Origin of the sequence: Tenacibaculum salmonis, assembly GCF_041053065.1 — a bacterium.
Classification (GTDB): Bacteria; Bacteroidota; Bacteroidia; order Flavobacteriales; family Flavobacteriaceae; genus Polaribacter; species Polaribacter pacificus_A.
In genome coordinates this window covers 1,946,282-1,966,621 of sequence record NZ_JBFCVV010000001.1, presented here as the reverse complement: position 1 = coordinate 1,966,621, position 20,340 = coordinate 1,946,282, and the positions used below count along the sequence as shown (strand labels likewise).

Here is a 20,340-nt window from a genome sequence, read left to right as displayed (position 1 = left end):
ACGATACATAAAAAATGTCATTTTAGTATATTCGTAACCTCACTTTTAAAAAGTGAGGTTTTTTTATTTCAAATAACTACGCTATGCAACTCATAAACTATATAATTTCTCGCTGTCAAATTTCTTTAAAATCGATTCAAAGTACTATTGAATTATTAAATGAAGATTGTACTATTCCTTTTATTGCTCGTTACAGAAAAGAAAAAACTGGTAATTTAGATGAAGTTGAAATCGGTTTAATAGTCGAATTAAAAGAAGCATTTGAAACTCTAGAAAAAAGGAAAAAAGCAATTTTAAAAGCCATTGAAGAACAAGGTGCTTTAACCGATCAACTAAAAAATAAGATTGATAAAACAGAAAATATTACTGCTTTAGAAGACATTTATCTTCCTTATAAAAAGAAACGAAAAACAAAAGCCGAAACTGCTCGTAAAAATGGATTAGAACCTTTGGCAAAAATGATAATGAGTCAGCGTATAAATGACTTAAATTTTACTGCATCAAAATATAAAAACAAAGAAGTTTTATCCGAAGAAAAAGCTTTAGAAGGCGCTCGACATATTATATCAGAATGGATAAATGAACGCACCGATGTTCGAAATAATATTCGTAAAGAATTAGCACGTTTTTCTGTTATAAATACTAAAGTTGTAAAAACAAAAAAAGAAGAAGAAAACGCACAAAAATTTAAAGATTATTTTGATTGGAATGAAAGTTTTAATAGAATTCCTTCTCATAGATTTTTAGCTATTCTTCGTGCCGAAAAGGAAGGTTTTATCAGAATAAAAATTGATATAGATAACGAAAGAGCAATTCAAAAAATAGAAAATAGTGTTATTCGTTCTCAAAATAATTGTAGTCAACAAATTGAATTAGCTATTGCCGATGCTTATAAACGTTTATTGTTGCCTGCTTTAACAAATGAAGCAATGGTAATTGCTAAAGAAAAAGCAGATGAAAGTGCAATAACTGTGTTTACAAAAAACTTACAACAACTTTTATTAAGTGCTCCGTTAGGCGAAAAACGAATTTTAGCAATTGACCCAGGTTTTAGGTCGGGCTGTAAAGTAGTTTGCTTAAACAAACAAGGCGATTTATTACAAAACGAAACTATTTATCCACATGCACCGCAACATAAATCTGATGAAGCTATTCAAAAAATAAATGCTTTAGTTGAAAAACATAACATTGAAGCAATTGCAATTGGAAACGGAACTGCATCGAGAGAAACGGAACAGTTTATCAAAAAAATATCTTTTAAAAATAATATTTCGGTTTTTGTTATTAGTGAAGCTGGAGCATCTATTTATTCGGCTTCAAAAATTGCTAGAGATGAATTTCCTGATTACGATGTTACCGTTCGTGGTGCAATTTCTATTGGTCGTAGATTAGCTGATCCGCTTGCGGAATTAGTTAAAATTGATGCAAAATCGATTGGTGTAGGACAATATCAACATGATGTAGAACAAGGAAAACTAAAAAAATCATTAGATAATATTGTTGAACATTGTGTCAATAAAGTCGGTGTAAATATAAATACAGCGAGTGTTTCGTTGTTAAGCGCTGTTTCGGGAATTGGAATTAAACTAGCCGAAAATATTGTAAATTATCGAAATGAAAATGGTGCTTTTAAAAATAGAACTGCCATAAAAAAAGTACCTCGTTTAGGCGGAAAAGCATTTGAACAATCCGCAGGTTTTTTACGTATTAAAAATGGCGATAACCCTTTAGATAATTCGGCTGTACATCCCGAACGTTACGCCTTAGTTAAGCAAATGGCAAAAGATTCTGGTAATAAAATTATCGATTTAATAGGAAATAACTCAGTTTTAAAACAATTAAAATTACAACAATATGTTACCGATTCTTACGGATTACCTACCCTTCAGGATATTGTAAAAGAATTAGAAAAACCAGGATTAGATCCTCGAGAAAAAGCAAAAGAATTTAGTTTTAACGAACACGTTAAAACTATTGATGATTTAAAAACAGGAATGATTCTTCCAGGAATTATCAATAATATTACAAATTTTGGTTGTTTTGTCGATATCGGAATTAAAGAAAGTGGTTTAGTTCATGTTTCTAATCTTTCAAATACTTTTGTGAAAGATATAAATGAACATGTTACTTTAAATCAGCATTTACAAGTAAAGGTTTTAGAGATCGATGTAACAAGAAAACGCATTCAACTTTCTATGAATTTCTAATATTTTTTTAAGGATAAAACAAATAATTATTAGAAGCAATTTCCCGCTTTCCGCACTCGCTTTTTTTTGAAGAAAAATCAAAAAAAGAGCTCAAACAAATGCTACAATCGGGGCTAGAAATTTGTACACATTTTTAAATTATTAGATAATTTTAAAATCATAAGTTATCAAATAAAAATACCCAAAAACGTTTAAATTTTCGGGTATTTTTTTATGTCAAAAAAACATTATAATTTACTTTATAGTTGAAGAACCTAATAATTCGGTAGCTTCTAAAACAATCATATACGCCTTTGGATCATGCTTTTCAACAAGATTTTTAAGCGTCATAATTCTATTTTTATTTATCGATAAAAATATTATATTTCTTTGATTTGATTGTGATAAGTTATTCCCTTGTATTAAAGTTCCTGAAATCCCCATTTTAGAGGCAATTACCATGTTTAGCGCATCTAAATCATCCGAAGCAATATGTACAATTTTGTTTTGTTTACGTCCTGTAACTACTAAATCGATAAATTTACTTGCTACAAAAATACTTAGCATTGCCCACAAAGCAAGTTCTAAATCTTTAAAAACAAGTGCTGATAAAAGAACGATACATATATCTAAAGTTAAAATTACAGTACCTGGTTTAAAATCGTATTTATCTTTTAAAATACGAGCAATAATAGCTCCTCCACCTGCAGAAGCATCACCTTTAAATATAATTCCAATACCTAAACCGACACAAGCTCCACCATAAATTGTTGATAATAATGTGTTTGTACTTAATACAGGAAATTGTATAACCTCTCTAAATAAATCAACATATGTCGCTAATGAAGCAATAGAAATCATGGTTCTAAAAGCAAAACGTTTTCCAATATACTTTATCCCTACTAAAATTAATGGAGCATTTAATAATAGTAATAATATTCCTATCGGAATGTTAGATATATAATTTAAAATAATTGATAAACCCGAAGTACCTCCTGTTGCAATTTTATTTGGTGCTAAAAAACCAACTACTCCAATTGCTAAAATTAAACTACCACTAAGTATAAAAAGGTAATTTTTTAACTCATTTTTAAGTTTCTTCCCGTTCATTTTATTCCATTTTAAGTGACAAAAGTACTCTTAATATAAAAAAACAGAGTGTATTTCTGATGTTTTTAATCTAAAAACATCAAAATAAGGTTATATTTAACTCTAAATTTACATAGTATATCAATTTAAAAAAGCCTATTATTTTACGAATTATTCATTTTTAACATATCAAAAATTAGGATTTACTACCTAGCATCAAAAACTCATTTACCACAACTTCGGTTACATATCTTTTTTCACCTTTCGAATTTTCATAAGATCGTGAAGTTAATCTACCTTCAATCATTACTTCTCTTCCTTTAGTTACATATTTTTCAATAATTTCTGCCGTCCTGTTCCAAGCTATTAAATTATGCCATTGTGTATCTGTTATTTTTTCGCCTGCCGAATTTTTATAAGATTCATTAGTTGCTATTGAAAATTTAGCTAATTTCTTACCACTTTCTAAAGTAATAATTTCAGGGTCATTACCTAAATTCCCTATTAATTGCACTTTATTTTTTAATCCGTTCATCCTGTTTTTTTTACTTTTAAATTAAATATTACTATTCAAATTAATTAACACTGCAAAGATGAAATACATTGTAAATTACAAACGGTTAGTAATCATTTGTTTTCGTTTGTAAATGAATGTAAATGTTTAATTATTTTTAATACTTTTGTTATCAGTATTTTATAATATATTCTGATAAAAAAAACTTATGAATGATAAAAAATGTTTAGAATGTAACGAAAAATTAATTGGAAGAATTGATAAAAAATTCTGTTCTGATTATTGCCGAAATACGTATAATAATAAAGTAAATAAAGAGAGTAAAAATTTAATCAGAAATACAAATAATCGGCTACGTAAAAATCATAAAATACTTACGGATTTAAATATATCAGGAAAAACAAAAGTTAGCAGACGTAAATTATTTGATAAAGGATTTGACTTTAAATTTATTACCTCATTATACACCACCAAAACAGGAAATACCTACTACTATGTATATGACCAAGGATATTTGGTTTTAGATACTGAACTTTATTTATTAGTAAAACAAGATTAAACTAAAAAAGCCTTTAATTATTAATAATTAAAGGCTTTTTATAGTGTTTTTTAATTTTTAGTCTATATGAGATACACGTAAAGTATTCACCATACCTTTTGCTTTTACTGGCATTGATGATAAATTAATCATAAAATCACCTGCTTTTACAAAACCTTTTTCTTTTGCTATTTCGTTAATGTCTTCAAGTGTATCATCAGTACTTAAATCTCTATCGTAATAAAAAGCTCTAACTCCCCATAAAAGATTTAACTTACCTAGTATTCTTTTTTCAGATGAAAAAGCTAATACATGTGATTTTGGTCGCCATGCAGAAACTTGAAATGCTGTATATCCACTATTTGTTAAAGTTGTAATAGCAGAAGCTTTCATATCATCAGCCATTAAAGCAGCGTGATGACATACTGATTTTGTGATAAACCTATTAGTACGAATATGTGGTGCTTCTTGTGGAACTTTTATTAAGCTAGAATACTCAACACTTTCAATAATTTCAGTCATCTTTTTGATAACTTTTAAAGGATGTTTACCTACTGATGTTTCACCAGAAAGCATAACAGCATCTGCTCCATCCATAATTGAATTTGCTACGTCATTAACTTCTGCTCTTGTTGGAACAGCGTTATCAATCATAGTTTCCATCATTTGGGTAGCAATAATTACAGGAATCCTTGCTTGCTTTGCTCTTCTAACTAACATTTTTTGAATTAAAGGAACATCTTGCATAGGTACTTCTACACCTAAATCTCCACGAGCAACCATTAATCCATCGCAATATGGAATTAAAGCATCAATATTTTCAACAGCTTCAGGTTTTTCAATTTTAGCAATTACCGGAACTCTATATCTTGATTTTTGCTTAATTAAATCACGTAAAATACGTAAATCTTCAGGAGTTCTTACAAAAGATAATGCAATCCAATCTACTTCTTGTTCTAAAGCAAAAGTTACATCACGCTTATCTTTTTCTGTTAATGCAGGTAATGATATGTTTGTATTTGGTAAATTAACCCCTTTTTTAGATTTTAATTCTCCTCCTACAATTACTTTAGTAACTACTTCTGTTTTTTTATCTGTAGAAATAACTTCAAATAATAATTTACCGTCATCAACTAAAATTTGCTCTCCTGCTTTTACATCTTTAGGAAAACGTTGATAAGTCATAAAAGCTTTTTCATTTGTACCTATGCATTCTTCAGTAGTAAAAGTAAAAGTATTACCTTCTTTTACCTCTACATCATCATTCATAAGTCCTACTCTTAACTTAGGTCCTTGTAAATCTGCTAAAATTGCTAGGTTATAACCTTTTTCTTCATTAATTTCTCTTATATCACGAATACGCTCTTTTACGTTATCATAATCAGCATGAGAAAAATTAACTCTAAAAACATTAACTCCAGCAGTTGCCATTTCAGTTAAAATTTCTTTTGTATTAATTGCAGGCCCTAAGGTTGCTACAATTTTTGTTTTTTTGTTGTGTGGCATAATTTAAAATATTAAAAAATCCTTCGATTTTAAAGATTCAACCTCTACTTCGTATGAGGTTATAATTTGGGGTATATTATTTATTACTTCAATTGTTTTCACAATATGTTCAATATCAAAACCGCTTTCTATTTTTAAAAAAAAATCTATTTTTTGTTTTTCAGGTACAAGATATCTAACAGAATAATTTTCTTCAAAAAGACTTGTTTTTACTTTTTTATTATTAAGTTTATAAACATTAGCTATTAAAAACCAATCATAACCTAATTCTGTATTAGTATATTCATATACAGTATAAAAAGATGTATTATTCTTTTCAGTAAAATCTAAATTGTAAGCAGCCTGACTAAACTTTATATTTAAGTATCTATTTAATAAATAGGCTAATTTATATTCATTTAGCATTGTATGAATACCTATTAATGTATAATCATTAATAGATAATTCATTAATATTTAATGCATGAGTAACCATAAAACAATTATTTGTTTATGGCTAAATTACTAAATGTATATAAATATAATGTGAATTTTAAGAAAACGTTTTATTCCTAATGTTAAGAATTTTCCATTTGGGTTTGCATAGCAAAATATGCTCTATTAGCAGCTATTTCTTGTGCTTTTTTCTTTGAAGTTGCTCTTCCTTTAGCTACAACCTTACCTTCAATATTAAGGGTTACACTAAAATATTTTGTATTTTGATTACCAGAATCTTCAAATGATTCAAATTTATACTTCTTTTTATTCTTCTGACACCACTCAATAACGTATCCTTTATAACTAGATATTTTACCTTCTAATCGTTCAATGTCTACATATGGTAATATTACCTGTTCGTAAATAAATTGATGACAATAATTATAACCTCTATCTAAATAAATAGCACCGACTAAAGCTTCAAAAATATTGCCGTAAAGATTATTACTAATATTCTCATCAGGCATATTACTTTTTACAAATCGAAATAAATTTAAATCTTTACCCAAAGTATTTAGGTGCGATCTACTCACTACCTTAGATCGCATCTGTGTTAAATACCCTTCGTCTCCTGCTGGAACTTTTTTATATAAATAAGACGCCATTACAGACCCTAAAATTGCATCGCCTAAAAATTCTAAGCGCTCATAATTAATAGGATTCCCTTTTTTATCAACTAATTTTAAAGACCTATGTGTAAAAGCTTTTTTATAGTGTGAAAGCTTTATTGGTTTAAAATTAAGCAGTTCTTTTAACTCGTAGTAAAATTTTTCATCCTCTTTATTCTGGGGTTTAACGATTCTACGAAGAAAATTCATATATGATTAATCTAATTTTCTAAAAGCTACACAAGCGTTATGCCCACCAAAACCAAATGTATTACTCATTGCTATTTTAATGTCTCTTTTCTGAGGCTTATTTAACGTTAAGTTTAAATCAGGATTAATATTTTCATCTGGGTTTTCATGATTAATTGTTGGAGGAATAATACCATGTTCCATTGCTAATATAGCAGCAATAGATTCAATAGCTCCTGCAGCGCCTAATAAATGACCTGTCATAGACTTAGTTGAATTTATATTCATAGTCTTAGCATGGTCTCCAAAAACTTCAGAAATAGCTTTTAACTCGGCAACATCACCTAAAGGAGTCGAAGTTCCATGAGTATTAATATGGTCAACATCCTCTGGTTTTAAGCCAGCATTTTCAAGACAGTTTTTCATTACAGCAATAACACCAATTCCTTCAGGATGTGGTGCAGTCATATGGTAAGCGTCAGAAGACATACCTCCACCAATAACTTCTGCATAAATTTTAGCTCCACGAGCTTTAGCGTATTCGTATTCTTCTAATACAAGTGCTCCTGCTCCTTCTCCTAAAACAAATCCATCACGTTCACTATCAAAAGGTTTTGATGCTGATTTATGATTTTCATTATTAGTAGAAAGTGCGTGCATTGCGTTAAATCCACCAACACCTGCTTGTGTAATAGCTGCTTCACTACCACCTGTTACAATTACATCACAATATCCTAATCTGATATAGTTTAAAGCATCAATCATCGCATTTGCTGATGATGCACATGCAGATACTGTTGTATAATTAGGTCCCATAAATCCATTTTTAATAGAAATATGACCTGGTGCAATATCAGCAATCATTTTAGGTATAAAAAATGGATTAAATCTTGGTGTACCGTCTCCAGCACCAAAATTCATAGCCTCATTTTGAAAAGTTTCTAAACCTCCAATACCAGCTCCCCAAATAACACCTACTCTTAATTTATTTATTGTGTCTAGGTCTAGCTTTGAATCTGCAATAGCTTCATCAGCAGCAACTACTGCATATTGCGTAAACCTATCCATTTTACGTGCATCTTTCCTATTTATGAAATCTGTTACGTTAAAATCTTTTAACTCACATGCAAAACGAGTTTTGAACTTGGCAGCATCGAAATTCGTTATAGGCGCTGCTCCGCTAACTCCGTTAACTAAGCTATTCCAATATTCTTCTTTATTATTTCCTATTGGCGTTAATGCGCCAAGTCCAGTTACTACAACTCGTTTTAATTGCATATGAATTTTATATAATTATTATTTTTTAGCTTCTTCAATATAGCTAACTGCTTGACCTACAGTTCCGATGTTTTCTGCTTGATCGTCTGGAATTTGGATATCAAATTCTTTTTCGAATTCCATGATTAATTCTACAGTATCTAAAGAATCTGCTCCTAAATCATTTGTGAAGCTTGCTTCGTTAGTTACTTCGTTATCGTCTACTCCTAATTTGTCTACGATAATTGCTTTTACTCTTGATGCTATGTCTGACATAATTTGTTTGTTTTTAAATTTAAAGTCGAGGCAAAAATACAAATCTTAACTATTAATTCTAACTTTTGCTCAAAAATGTGGTGTTTAATATCAAAAAAAAAATGAATATTTTGCTACAAACACCGTGGTTGTTAATAATAATGCTTTTTTTTGTAGTAACAAAATAACATATTTAAAGATGAAACGTATCGTAATTCTTGCTTCAGGTTCGGGTAGTAATGCCGAAAATATTATTAAATACTTTCAAAAAAGTAAAATTGCTACTGTTACTCATGTACTGTCTAACAATCAGCATGCCAAAGTTTTTGACAGATGTGAACGCTTAAATATTGATGCTTCTTTGTTTGATAAACAAGCATTTACCGAAGATGACACTGTTTTATCTTTTTTACAAGTAGAAGCTGACATAATTATACTTGCTGGTTTTTTATGGCGAATTCCTGCTAAAATAGTAACTGAATTTCCTAATAAAATTATAAATATTCATCCTGCTTTACTACCAAAATATGGTGGAAAAGGTATGTACGGTATGAATGTTCATAAGGCTGTAAAAGAAAATAATGAAACCGAAACAGGTATTACAATTCATTATGTAAATGAAAATTATGATGAAGGTGCTATTATTTTTCAAGCCAAAACAGCTTTAACTTCTTCAGATTCGTCAGAAGATATTGCTGATAAAATTCATATTTTAGAGCAAGAGCATTTTCCTAAAGTTATTGAAGAGCTAATTTTAAAAAATGGCTAAAAAAAAATATTACGTTGTTTGGAAAGGTAAAAAAACAGGTATTTACACATCTTGGAATGATTGTAAAAAACAAATAACAGCTTTTCAAGGAGCAGAATACAAGGCTTTTATCGATAAAAAACAAGCAGAAATTGCTTTTACAAAAACTTATAACGATTATAAAGGAAAGGATACCAAAAAAGTTGTTTTATCTGCTAAAGAAAAAGCAACTTATGGAACACCCAATTTAGAAAGTATTTCTGTAGATGCTGCTTGTGCAGGAAATCCTGGAATTATGGAATACAGAGGCGTACTAACTAAAAGTAAAAAAGAAATTTTTAGGCTAGGACCTTTTAAAAAAGGCACCAATAATATTGGCGAATTTTTAGCTTTAGTACATGGAATTGCACTTTTGAAAAATAAAAAAATGGATCATTATCCTATTTATTCTGACTCTAGAATTGCTATGAGCTGGGTTCAAAAAAAACAATGCAGAACAAATTTAGCTTTTGATGCTAGTAATCAAGAAATTTTAAACTTGATAAAACGTGCCGAAAAATGGCTTAAAGAAAATACATATAAAAATCCAATATTAAAATGGGAAACAAAGGCTTGGGGAGAAATACCTGCAGATTTTGGACGAAAATAAAATAACCGAGCAAAAACTCGGTTATTTACATTTTGTTAACTATTCAAAACTATTTAATAGCCATTTTTGTTTCTTCTTTCCATGTTTGAACACTTGCTATAATATTATTATTGTAGTCTATTTCTTTTAAACCATCTTCTTTCCACATAAACCATTTACCTACTTTTTTACCAGCTTCGTAATGTGCAATTGCAACTTTATTTCCTTTAGAGTCAAAGGCAACCCATGTTCCTGTTAATTTTTTATCCTTAAAAAAACCTTGTTCTTTTAATTGACCATCTTCAAAAAAGTAGCTAGCTTTTACTAAATCTCCTGCTTTTTCGAATTTTGTTTCTGTACTCTGAGCTTGCAATAATGATATCGATAATATACAAACAATTAATATAAATTTTTTCATATCTAGGGGTTTTTAATTTTTTTTAACTTTATCTTAATATTTATAGTTCAAAGATAACACTTAATTTTACATAAAACAAACATTCAAGTAACAATTACATAACATTAAGTTAACATTGGTGTTTTTAATCCATTATTTCAAAGAGTAAAACGTAGATAAGCCCTCTTATTTAAAGGGATTCAAGTGATTATTAAAAAAAACTTTTTTTTTAAATATTTTTTTTGTCATCTAATAAAAAAAGAAAGAAATCTTAAAAAAAGAGAATAAAAGCAAGCTTAGATATTCATCAAAAAATAATAAAATGAATTTTAGTAGTCAATATATAAAGGATACTGTCGATAGCTAAAATACATTTTAATACAAATTTTAGAGAAATGAATCGTACACCTATTTTTACTTTGATATGTTTATCAAAAAAACAATAAAAACTACATAACCATATAAATACGATACTTACCAAAATCGCATACAGAGGTATTTTTGAGAAAAAACAGTAAATTAGTTTATATTCTAATAATTATCTTATCAAGATAAACTCAATTTATAAAGAAACCGTATATAATGCCTTGCAATTTATTAAACGTGAATTAACCGCTGAAAAACGGTGTTTTTTATCTTCTTTAGATTTCGGTTATTTAAATAAGATTGAAGAATTACAGGAAAGTATCTTTTATATTTAAAAGAAAAGCATAAAAAATGAATTACTAACTTTTTAAATTTTTATACAATGAGCATTATACAATACCTTTTAATCGGATTAGTTGCTTTTATCCACATTTACATTCTGATTTTAGAAATGGTTTTATGGACAAAACCAAAAGGAATAAAAACATTTGGGTTAAAAAACAAAGAATTTGCAGAAGAAACCAAAGTTCTTGCCGCTAATCAAGGTTTATATAATGGGTTCTTAGTAGCTGGATTAATTTGGTCAATATTAACTCAAAAAATAGAAATTGCTATTTTCTTTTTATGTTGTGTTTTTATCGCAGGCTTATACGGTACATATTCTACTAAAAAACCAAGAATTTTTATAATTCAATCAATACCTGCTTTATTAGGAATTATTTCTTTATTTATATAAATATATTTTACATTTACAGCAAACTAAAAATTGATAAAATGGAACAATACATCGAAAAATTTAAAAACTTATTATTTGAATTCGGACCAAAAGTAATTTCTGCTATGGTTCTTTTAATTGTTGGACTTTGGGTCATTAAAATGATAACCAAGGGTTCTAAAAAATTAATGATAAATCGTAATTTAGATGCTTCTTTACAAGGTTTTTTCTCTAGTTTAATTGGTTGGGGATTAAAAATATTTTTATTTGTTACTGTTGCAGGACAATTAGGAATAGAAACTACTTCTTTTGCCGCAATTATAGCTGCTTTAGGTTTAGCTATTGGTATGGCATTACAAGGTGCTTTATCTAACTTTGCTGGTGGAGCTTTAATTATGGTTTTTAAACCTTTTAAAATTGGTGATTATATTGAAGCACAAGGAGTGCAAGGATCTGTTAAAGAGATTCAAATATTTACTACAAAATTAAATACTATTGATAATAAAGAATTAATTGTTCCTAACGGAATATTATCTAATGGAAACATTATTAATTATTCTTCAGAAGAAAATAGACGTGTTGATTTAGTTTTTGGTGTTTCTTATGATGCTGATATCAAAGAAACCAAAAATGTATTATTAAGTGTATTAAACAACACGCCATATACATTAACAAACCCTGATAAACCTGCTGTTATGGTAAGTGAATTAGCAGAAAGCTCTGTTAATTTTACAACAAGAACTTGGGTAAAATCAGCTGATTATTGGGATGCTTATTTTTATATTACTGAAAATATGAAAATAGAACTTGATAAAGCAGGAATTGAAATACCATATCCTCATGCTGTTGAAATTCAAAAAGAAGCTTAAACTTTCTTTTTTTCAGGAATAGCAACAAAATCTTTTAAATAAAAAGGTTCAAAATAAGCGACATCTTCGATGTCGTTTTTTTTGTGCTTATTGTAACTTAATAAAGCCATTTGTTTTGCTGATGGAAACTCATCATCTATAAAAATAGCATTATCATTAACAATTACATCTTTACATTTAGCTGCTCCATCACCTAAAAAATAAACTTTTCCTTTTGATAATTCATCTTTAAAAGAATTTTCATCAATAATTTCGGCCTTTATTTCACGTACTTTTTCATAAGATTTATTGTAAATTGCTGAATATACTTCCATTCTTCGTGCATCTAACATTGGAACAATTAAACCTTCTTCTATAGAAATGCTATGTGCTAAAGAAGCCAATGTTTCAATAGATATTAAAGGTTTGTCAATTGCAAAACACATTCCTTTAGCTGTTGAAACTCCTATGCGAAGCCCAGTATAAGAGCCTGGTCCTTTACTAACAGCTACTGCATCAATAGCATTTGTAGTTATATTAACTTCTTTTAAAATCTCTTGAATAAAAGGATGTAATTTTTCGGCATGAGAATAATTACCATCATTTAATTCTCTTATTGCTAAAGTTTCTCCGTTTTTTGCTAATGATACCGAACAATTTTTAGTTGCGGTTTCTATATTTAAAATTATTGCCAATTGAAATTTATTTTTTTACAAAGATACATTATAAACAAAAAACCTCATTAAATTTTAATTAATGAGGTTTTAACTTGTGTTTTATAATTGAAATTAATCAACAATAGATTCCCCAAAATAAAATTTTAATACTTTTACTTTAAATATATAATCATATTTAGAGCGTATCATTACTCCTTGTGCATTTACTAATCGATTACGAACTTGATCAAAATCAAATTGAGTCATTGATCCATAATCATAACTTACTTGAGCATTTTTAAATGCTTCTTTTTGTGCTTCTAAAGATATTTGTGCCGCTTCAAATGTTTTTGCAGCTGCTTTAGCATCTAAAAATGATTTTTCTATTTCTTGTTGTAATTGTAATTTCTGATTTTCTAAAGCAAACTCACTTTGCACTTTGTTAATTACAGATTTTGCTACTCTATTTTTTGTTTGAAAACCACTAAATATAGGAACACTTAATGATAGCCCTATACCGTAACTTAAATTATTATCTAATTGAGTCGTAAAACCATTTGGAACCGACTTTACAATCTTAGTTATTGGATCTGATACATATGTTACATCAGGCTCTCCAAATACCGTAAAATAAGAAGTACCTGCTCTTGCTGAATACCTTAAAGTAGGTAAATAAGCTCCTTTTGCTAACTTAATATTTAAATCAGCATTATCTAAATTTAACTTTGCTTTATCTATTTCGGGTCTACTAGTTAATGCTTTCTCAAATACTTTTTTTGAAGAATCATACAACAAAGCTGTTGATGGAGAATTTACAATAATAGACGCTATATTAAAATTATCAGATGATACTTGAAGTAATTGTGCTAATGTTAACAAAGCTAAATTCAAGGTATTTTCTTGTATTACAAGATTCTGAACATCATTTGCTGCTGTAGATTGTACATTTAATAAATCTCCTTTAGGAATAACCCCTGCTTCAAATTGTACTTTTGCTCTTGTAATCTGCTTTTTACTAATTTCTGCTTGAGTTTTAGCTACGGCTAAATTTTCTTTAGCAAATAATACATTCAAATACGAGTTTACAACATTTAATGAAATATCATTTTCAATCTTTGCTAAATCGAACTTACTACCTTTAATATTAAGTAATGCTTGTTTTTTGGTATTTATATTTCTAAAACCATTAAAAATAGTTCCTCCTGCATCTAAACTAAAATTAGTAGAATATCTATCTTGACTTGTATTAACTCCACTAACTCCTGAAGATAATCCAAAGGTACTACTGTGTGAATTACTTAAACTTAAATTAGGCAAAAAATTACCTTTAGCTATTTCAACATCTTTTTCGGCTAATGTGATATTTAGTTTGTTTTGTTTAATTGTTATGTTATTTTCTAAAGCATGATTAACACATTCTTTTAATGTCCATTGTTTTTGAGAAAAACTAGCTAACGAAGTAAATAAAGCTGTAAATAGTACAATTTTTGTTTTCAAGACGAATATTTTTTTGTTCATTATAGTCAATTAAGAAAAACAATAAGCAACTACATAACAATTGGTTATCATAATATTTTATTTTGATTATCGATAATAACAAAACTCAACAATTATTTTTTTCTTTTTTATATGACGACCAAAAACAATATATGTTACAAAAAAAAACACTCTTATTAAGAGTGTTAGTTTTTTGATGATTTTTTATGTCGATAAATAAAGTAAAATAAAACGCCAACTAAAATATAAGGAAAAATCATTAAATAGGTAATTCCGTTATTAACGCCTTCGGCAATGGTTTCATTTCCTCCTTCTACAACTGCTTTACACATCGCACATTGAGCATTGGCATCCGCAGAAATAATTAATACTAAAATCAATAAAAGTTTTTTATACATAATATGGTGATATCATTAAATATACAATTACACCTGTTACAGCTACATATAACCATAAAGGAAATGTAATTTTTGCTATTTTTTTGTGTTCAGAAAAATTACCTAGACGAGCTCTCATAAAAGTGATTAATACAAAAGGAATTATAATAATCGATAATATAATATGTGTTATTAAAATAAAAAAGTAGATATATTTTATAACTCCTTCGCCACCAAAATTAGTAGAATTTGAAGTCATATGATAAGCCACATACATTACTAAAAACAATGCTGAACAAGCAATTGCAGTAGTATTTAATTGTTCATGTAACTTTTTATTTCCTTTTTTTATAGCAATTACTGATGCTATTAATAATACAGCTGTCAGTCCGTTTATACTTGCGTATATTGGAGGTAAAAACGATAACGGTTCAACATTAGGGATTTTAATTCCGAATAAAGCAGCCACAGCTATTGGAATAACAATGGAAACGATGGTAATAAATTTTTTATATTTCTGTTCTTTTGTGTTCATAATACTGGTTTAAATTATTCGTTTAATAATAACTTAATATCTTGTTTTAGTTCTTGAATTTGGTTTCCAAAACCATGCTCATCTAAGGCTCTGTAATACATTAAAGGGTTTCCGTGTTCATCATAACGAGAACGAATATTTCCATTTTTATCAACTAAAGCAAACAAACCAGAATGTTCAAAACCTCCATGTGAAACCTCTCCTTTTCCTACAAATAATTTAAATCCTTCGTTTGATAAATCATATACTACATCTTCAGATTTACCTGTTAACAAATGCCAATTTTTATGATTAATACCATTTTTAAGCGCATATTGTTTTAATTGATTTGGTGTATCAATTTCTGGAGTAATCGAAAAAGAAGCAATTCCAAAGTTAGGATTTCCCATAAATTCATTTTGAACATCTACCATTCGAGCATTCATAATAGGGCAAATAGTAGGACAAGTAGCAAAGAAAAACTCAACTACATATACTTTATCTTCAAAATTTTTATTACTGATTGTTTCACCATTTTGATTAATAAACTCAAAATTTGGAACTTTATTAAAAGTATGTAAATCGGCAGTTTGAAAATGTTTTATAATTTTTGGCACCGAATAAATACCAAATAATAAAATAATAAACGAAATTCCAACGTATGAATAATTATTTTTTTTCATTTGAAATGCTATTTGTTCTTCTGTCTTCACTCCTATTATTCTTCTTCAAAGCCATTTTATATTCTACTAAAACAACACTGATATCATCAATCATATCATTTTTAAGTTCTGCTACAGAACTCATAGAATAACCGAATAAATCTTGATTTTCTAAACTTTTAATTGTTGACTTTCCTCTTCTTAAATTAAGTTCTTTATCAACAATATAGGCTTTTGGCGAATGAGTATTTTTATCTAAAGGATTTGGAGTTTTAAAACTTTCATGTAAAGCTTCCATTTCTTCGGAAGAAGCAAAAATAAAGTCCCATCTACTTAAATCAGTATTAACACTTAACATTTTTTTCAAATTTTCTATTTCTTCTTTTTGACTTTCATCAACTAAAGAAATCATTTGAAAACTAACATAATTATTAAACTTAGTATAAATTTTTTCTTTTAAATTATATACTTCTCCTTTTACTAAGTCAATGTCATTCCCTAAAAAAGTAACTACAGTAACTCTTTTATCAAAAGAAAAACCTTTATTAATTAAAGAAATATCAATAACACTTTTAGATACTACAGGTAATTTTCCAAAATTATGTGTACCTAATTGTAATAATATATAAAACAATAATGGTACTATAAAGAGTGCAAATAATACCGTAAACTTTTTAAATTTATCCATTTTCAGCTGTTATTAAAGTCAAAAAAAGGGTGGTTAAAACCACCCTTTTTTAAATATTTTATTCAATTACCATTTTACTAATGGCGCTAATGTTTCATGTAAATAATCACCTTCTATTAAAATAATAAATAATAGATAAGAAACTAAAAATACAGCTGTCCAAACAATTGATCTTCTAAGCCATGTTTTTTCACCTTCTAAGTGCATAAAAGCCCAAGCAATATAATACGCTTTAACAAGTGTTAGGATTATAAACAACCAGTTTAACCAACTAGTACCCCATCCATGTAAGTGTAATGAATCTGGTTTAACAATACCAAAAGCAACTTCAACAGTTGTTATAATTGTTAAGATTGCTAAAACAATCCAGATTCTTTTTTTATTTGATTCGTGTGCGTGTCCCATTTTAATATCGTTTTTTAATTATACTAAATAGAAAAAGGTAAATACAAATACCCAAACTAAATCTACAAAGTGCCAATATAAACCTACTTTTTCAACCATTTCATAGTGTCCTCTACGTTCGTAAGTACCTAATACTACATTGAAAAATATAATAATATTTAAGATAATCCCTGATAATACGTGGAAACCGTGGAAACCAGTAATAAAGAAGAAGAAATCTGCAAAAATAGGATTACCATATTCATTTTCGTGTAAGTTAGCACCTTCAACAACTTTAGTTGCTAAAGCTAATTTTGCTAAACTTTCAGCTCTTGATAAAACTATTTTTTGTTTTGTTTCAGTATTTAACTGCTCCGTTCTTATCAATAAAGAAGGATCAGCTTTAAAAGCTTCCTGAATTTGTGCTATTGAATACTCAGAAATGGTAGCTTCTTTTTCAAACCATAACCCATTTTCACGAGTATGCTCCACTCTATCATCTTTTCTTTCAGTATGAACAAAGTCAGCTAAAGCTATTTGATGACCATCTTTTACAAACTGTAAAATATGATTATTCGTAGTTTTAACAGCTCCGTAAGAACCATTAATAAAGTTTTTCCACTCCCATGCTTGCGATCCTACGAAAATAATTCCGAAAATGATCGTTGCAAACATATACCAAGCAACTTTCTTTTGTTTCTTTTGATGACCTGCATCAACGGCTAACACCATTGTTACTGATGAAATAATTAAAATAAATGTCATCAAAGCTACATAATACATGGGTGCATGCACACCATGTAACCCTGGAAAGTGAGTAAACACTTCATCAGCTATTGGCCATGAGTCAATAAATTTAAAACGAGTTAAACCATACGCGGCTAAAAACCCCGAAAAGGTTAATGCATCTGAAACGATGAAAAACCACATCATCATTTTACCATAACTAGCGCCAAATGGTTTTTCACCACCTCCGCCCCAGGCTTCTTTCTTATCAGAATTTACAGCAATATTTGCTTCCATAAATCTCTTTTTGTTAATTTTTGTTAAAACAGTGTGCCAAAATTACGTAATTTTCATCATCTTATGAAATAGAAAAAGAAAAATAGATAAATCCATAAAACATCTACGAAATGCCAAAAGATTCCACCTAACTCAAAGCCAAGCATATCGGCTGCTGAATATTTCTTTTTAAAATGATTATAAATAACGACTAACAATACAATTACACCTGCTAAAAGGTGCAAAATATGCATAAATGTAATTCCTAATATAAAAGATGTAGATACAGTACTTTCTGGACCTGTAAAAAACAAGCCTACAGCTTTTAACTCGTTAAACCCCACATATTGATACCATACAAATCCTAATCCTAAAATTAAAGTTGCTAGTAAACTAAGCAATGAAGCTTTTAAATTATTTTTCTTTAAAAATTTTTGAGATAAAATTAAGGTAATACTACTTAATACTATTAAAATAGTACTAATAAAAAATGCTTGTGGCAAATCAAAAGTAACCCAATCATCTCGTTTCATACTTACTACGTAAGCACTTGTTAGCCCTGCAAAAAACATGACCATACTAATCATAGCAACCCATAACATTGGCTTTGCCGATTTTCTTTTACCTGCCGTTAATTCTTCTTGTAATGTTTGTGTGCTCATTTAGTGTAAAAATTTATCTACCACATAAATTATGGGTACAATTGTTATATAAAAAACGCTCGCTAACATTAATTTTCGCGCGTCAGTATTTTCTTCTGATTTATATAATTTAAAAGCATAATACAACATTAACACTCCTAATAATAAAACTATAATAGCTGTTATTGGATAAATATAAAAATTACCTGTTACTTTTAACACCGGTGCTACCGACATTAGAATCATAATACAAGTGTAAAAAATTATTTGAACAACAGCTCCTTTATCTTTTTTATCCATAGGAAGCATGTGTAAACCTGCTTTATTGTACTCTTCAAATTGTAACCAACCGATTGCCCAAAAGTGAGGAAACTGCCAAAAAAATTGAATCATAAATAAAAAACCTGCTTCAATACCAAATTCACCTGTTGCAGCAACCCAACCTAACATAAAAGGAATCGCTCCTGGAATAGCACCAACAAAAACAGCTAATGGCGTTACAGCTTTTAAAGGCGTGTAAGCACTCGTATATAAAAAGATAGAGATTGCACCAAACAAGGCACATTTCGGATCAATAGCATATAAAACACCAATACCTGTAATAGTAAAAATGATGGCAATAGTTAATGCTACCGTTACGCTCATTCTGCCTGCTGGTAAAGGACGATCTTTAGTACGTTTCATTAACGCATCTATATCTTTTTCTATAACCTGATTAAAAGCATTGGATGCTCCTACCATTAAATACCCACCAAAAGCTAGTAAAAACACTATATTATAGTCAATTGTTTCAGCTCCTAATAAATACCCCGTAATAGAAGTAAAAACAACACTTATAGATAAACCAACTTTAGTTAATTGTTTAAAATCATTAAATAATGATTTTAAAGATACTTTATTATGTGCAGATGAGGATAAATTCAATTCTAGTTATTTTATTTTTGCAAAGATATTTCTTTATTGCTTAATGACCATAAAAAAGGGTCGTAATCGAAATATTTTAAAAAAAATTAAAAAAAGTTTTTTTTATCTAATAAAAGGTTGTAGATTTGCACCCGCATTGAAACACATGCAAACGATCTTTAAAATAATTTTTGACTACGCGAAAGTAGCTCAGGGGTAGAGCATCACCTTGCCAAGGTGGGGGTCGCGGGTTCAAATCCCGTCTTTCGCTCTGAGACTTTCTTAAAAAAAATATTCCAATTTGATTGTACGACAATCAAAATCATGCTGAAGTGGTGGAATTGGTAGACACGTTGGACTTAAAATCCAATGACCCTTGGGTCGTGCGGGTTCAAGTCCCGCCTTCAGTACTAAGCCTCGCTTTAATTAGCGAGGTCTTTTTTAAGAAAGAGTCAAAAAGAAATATAAAATCCACTTGCTGAAGTGGTGGAATTGGTAGACACGTTGGACTTAAAATCCAATGACCCTTGGGTCGTGCGGGTTCAAGTCCCGCCTTCAGTACTAAGCCTTAACATTTATTTGTTAAGGCTTTTTTATGCTTTAATAATTACTATCTAAAAAACATTTCTTTCAAAAAATAAATTAAAGAACACTTTACTAGTTATTTAATTACCTTCCCTCCTATTTTTTTTAATT

General features: G+C 28.8%; 24 protein-coding genes and 3 tRNA genes. 9 read left to right on the top strand and 18 right to left on the bottom strand.

The features are described 5' to 3' along the window. Positions 1-83: 83 nt before the first annotated feature. Positions 84-2,207 (top strand): Tex family protein, encoded by a 2,124-nt coding sequence (locus tag AB0T67_RS08630; RefSeq protein ID WP_369219968.1) that lies wholly within the window; start codon positions 84-86, stop codon positions 2,205-2,207. Between the two features lie 234 nt (positions 2,208-2,441). On the opposite strand, the gene AB0T67_RS08625 is transcribed toward AB0T67_RS08630, so the two are convergent. Further along, positions 2,442-3,296: a YitT family protein gene (locus AB0T67_RS08625; RefSeq protein WP_369219967.1), complete on the bottom strand. Its 855-nt coding sequence runs from the start codon at positions 3,294-3,296 to the stop codon at positions 2,442-2,444. 175 nt (positions 3,297-3,471) lie between these two features. Continuing rightward, positions 3,472-3,810 (bottom strand): single-stranded DNA-binding protein, encoded by a 339-nt coding sequence (locus AB0T67_RS08620; RefSeq protein WP_369219966.1) that lies wholly within the window; start codon positions 3,808-3,810, stop codon positions 3,472-3,474. Between the two features lie 187 nt (positions 3,811-3,997). Here AB0T67_RS08620 and AB0T67_RS08615 point away from each other — a divergent pair, with 187 nt between their 5' ends. Continuing rightward, a complete protein-coding gene (locus AB0T67_RS08615) occupies positions 3,998-4,348 on the top strand; it encodes a hypothetical protein (RefSeq protein WP_369219965.1) in 351 nt (116 codons plus the stop codon). Positions 4,349-4,405: 57 nt separating this feature from the next. Here AB0T67_RS08615 and pyk read toward each other — a convergent pair whose 3' ends face one another. From pyk to AB0T67_RS08590, 5 genes are all read right to left on the bottom strand, one after another. After that, positions 4,406-5,833 carry a pyruvate kinase gene (gene pyk, locus AB0T67_RS08610; protein ID WP_369219964.1) on the bottom strand — a complete coding sequence of 476 codons (1,428 nt, stop codon included), beginning with the start codon at positions 5,831-5,833 and terminating at the stop codon, positions 4,406-4,408. Between the two features lie 3 nt (positions 5,834-5,836). After that, positions 5,837-6,307: an IPExxxVDY family protein gene (locus AB0T67_RS08605; RefSeq protein WP_369219963.1), complete on the bottom strand. Its 471-nt coding sequence runs from the start codon at positions 6,305-6,307 to the stop codon at positions 5,837-5,839. A gap of 82 nt (positions 6,308-6,389) precedes the next feature. Beyond that, entirely contained in the window at positions 6,390-7,127 is a 738-nt protein-coding gene (rnc, locus tag AB0T67_RS08600; RefSeq protein WP_271230898.1) for a ribonuclease III, read from the bottom strand. Positions 7,128-7,133: 6 nt separating this feature from the next. Further along, entirely contained in the window at positions 7,134-8,384 is a 1,251-nt protein-coding gene (gene fabF, locus AB0T67_RS08595; protein ID WP_369219962.1) for a beta-ketoacyl-ACP synthase II, read from the bottom strand. 18 nt (positions 8,385-8,402) lie between these two features. Further along, positions 8,403-8,639, bottom strand: coding sequence for an acyl carrier protein (locus AB0T67_RS08590; protein WP_068702406.1), 237 nt, complete (start codon positions 8,637-8,639; stop codon positions 8,403-8,405). A gap of 178 nt (positions 8,640-8,817) precedes the next feature. Between AB0T67_RS08590 and purN the strand changes: the two genes are divergently transcribed. Both purN and AB0T67_RS08580 read left to right on the top strand, forming a co-directional pair. Further along, a complete protein-coding gene (gene purN / locus AB0T67_RS08585; protein ID WP_271230900.1) occupies positions 8,818-9,387 on the top strand; it encodes a phosphoribosylglycinamide formyltransferase in 570 nt (189 codons plus the stop codon). Beyond that, entirely contained in the window at positions 9,380-10,015 is a 636-nt protein-coding gene (locus AB0T67_RS08580) for a ribonuclease H1 domain-containing protein (protein WP_369219961.1), read from the top strand. Before purN ends, AB0T67_RS08580 begins: the two co-directional genes overlap by 8 nt. 49 nt (positions 10,016-10,064) lie before the next feature. Here the strand turns inward: AB0T67_RS08580 and AB0T67_RS08575 are convergent, their stop codons facing one another. Continuing rightward, on the bottom strand, positions 10,065-10,412 hold the full coding sequence (locus AB0T67_RS08575) for a toxin-antitoxin system YwqK family antitoxin (protein WP_271230901.1): 348 nt from the start codon (positions 10,410-10,412) through the stop codon (positions 10,065-10,067). A gap of 727 nt (positions 10,413-11,139) precedes the next feature. Here AB0T67_RS08575 and AB0T67_RS08570 point away from each other — a divergent pair. Both AB0T67_RS08570 and AB0T67_RS08565 read left to right on the top strand, forming a co-directional pair. Then, a complete protein-coding gene (locus tag AB0T67_RS08570) occupies positions 11,140-11,493 on the top strand; it encodes a DUF1304 domain-containing protein (protein WP_271230902.1) in 354 nt (117 codons plus the stop codon). A gap of 38 nt (positions 11,494-11,531) precedes the next feature. Next, a complete protein-coding gene (locus AB0T67_RS08565; protein ID WP_271230903.1) occupies positions 11,532-12,341 on the top strand; it encodes a mechanosensitive ion channel family protein in 810 nt (269 codons plus the stop codon). Here AB0T67_RS08565 and tsaB read toward each other — a convergent pair. The 10 genes from tsaB to cyoE all read right to left on the bottom strand — a co-directional run bounded on the left by tsaB (position 12,338) and on the right by cyoE (position 19,665). Continuing rightward, positions 12,338-13,015 carry a tRNA (adenosine(37)-N6)-threonylcarbamoyltransferase complex dimerization subunit type 1 TsaB gene (gene tsaB, locus AB0T67_RS08560; RefSeq protein ID WP_369219960.1) on the bottom strand — a complete coding sequence of 226 codons (678 nt, stop codon included), beginning with the start codon at positions 13,013-13,015 and terminating at the stop codon, positions 12,338-12,340. The genes AB0T67_RS08565 and tsaB overlap by 4 nt on opposite strands. A gap of 93 nt (positions 13,016-13,108) precedes the next feature. Beyond that, a complete protein-coding gene (locus tag AB0T67_RS08555; RefSeq protein WP_369219959.1) occupies positions 13,109-14,473 on the bottom strand; it encodes a TolC family protein in 1,365 nt (454 codons plus the stop codon). 185 nt (positions 14,474-14,658) lie between these two features. Beyond that, on the bottom strand, positions 14,659-14,871 hold the full coding sequence (locus AB0T67_RS08550) for a hypothetical protein (RefSeq protein WP_369219958.1): 213 nt from the start codon (positions 14,869-14,871) through the stop codon (positions 14,659-14,661). Then, entirely contained in the window at positions 14,864-15,385 is a 522-nt protein-coding gene (locus AB0T67_RS08545) for a DUF420 domain-containing protein (protein WP_369219957.1), read from the bottom strand. Before AB0T67_RS08545 ends, AB0T67_RS08550 begins: the two co-directional genes overlap by 8 nt. A 14-nt stretch (positions 15,386-15,399) precedes the next feature. Beyond that, positions 15,400-16,047 (bottom strand): SCO family protein, encoded by a 648-nt coding sequence (locus AB0T67_RS08540; protein WP_369219956.1) that lies wholly within the window; start codon positions 16,045-16,047, stop codon positions 15,400-15,402. Next, complete coding sequence (locus AB0T67_RS08535; RefSeq protein ID WP_369219955.1) at positions 16,034-16,714, bottom strand: hypothetical protein; 681 nt, start codon at positions 16,712-16,714, stop codon at positions 16,034-16,036. Before AB0T67_RS08535 ends, AB0T67_RS08540 begins: the two co-directional genes overlap by 14 nt. A gap of 66 nt (positions 16,715-16,780) precedes the next feature. Beyond that, positions 16,781-17,119, bottom strand: a complete 339-nt coding sequence (locus AB0T67_RS08530; RefSeq protein WP_271230910.1) for a cytochrome C oxidase subunit IV family protein — start codon at positions 17,117-17,119, stop codon at positions 16,781-16,783. Positions 17,120-17,137: 18 nt separating this feature from the next. After that, the gene (locus AB0T67_RS08525; protein ID WP_369219954.1) at positions 17,138-18,121 is read right to left on the bottom strand and encodes a cytochrome c oxidase subunit 3; all 984 of its coding nucleotides are present in this window, start codon (positions 18,119-18,121) and stop codon (positions 17,138-17,140) included. A 56-nt stretch (positions 18,122-18,177) separates the two neighbouring features. Then, on the bottom strand, positions 18,178-18,762 hold the full coding sequence (locus AB0T67_RS08520; protein ID WP_271230912.1) for a cytochrome c oxidase subunit 3: 585 nt from the start codon (positions 18,760-18,762) through the stop codon (positions 18,178-18,180). After that, entirely contained in the window at positions 18,763-19,665 is a 903-nt protein-coding gene (gene cyoE, locus AB0T67_RS08515; protein ID WP_369219953.1) for a heme o synthase, read from the bottom strand. 178 nt (positions 19,666-19,843) lie between these two features. On the opposite strand from cyoE, the gene AB0T67_RS08510 reads away from it, so the two are divergent. The 3 genes from AB0T67_RS08510 to AB0T67_RS08500 all read left to right on the top strand — a co-directional run bounded on the left by AB0T67_RS08510 (position 19,844) and on the right by AB0T67_RS08500 (position 20,205). Next, positions 19,844-19,915, top strand: a tRNA-Gly gene (locus AB0T67_RS08510). A gap of 55 nt (positions 19,916-19,970) precedes the next feature. Further along, positions 19,971-20,054, top strand: a tRNA-Leu gene (locus tag AB0T67_RS08505). A gap of 67 nt (positions 20,055-20,121) precedes the next feature. Beyond that, positions 20,122-20,205, top strand: a tRNA-Leu gene (locus tag AB0T67_RS08500). Positions 20,206-20,340 lie beyond the last annotated feature (135 nt).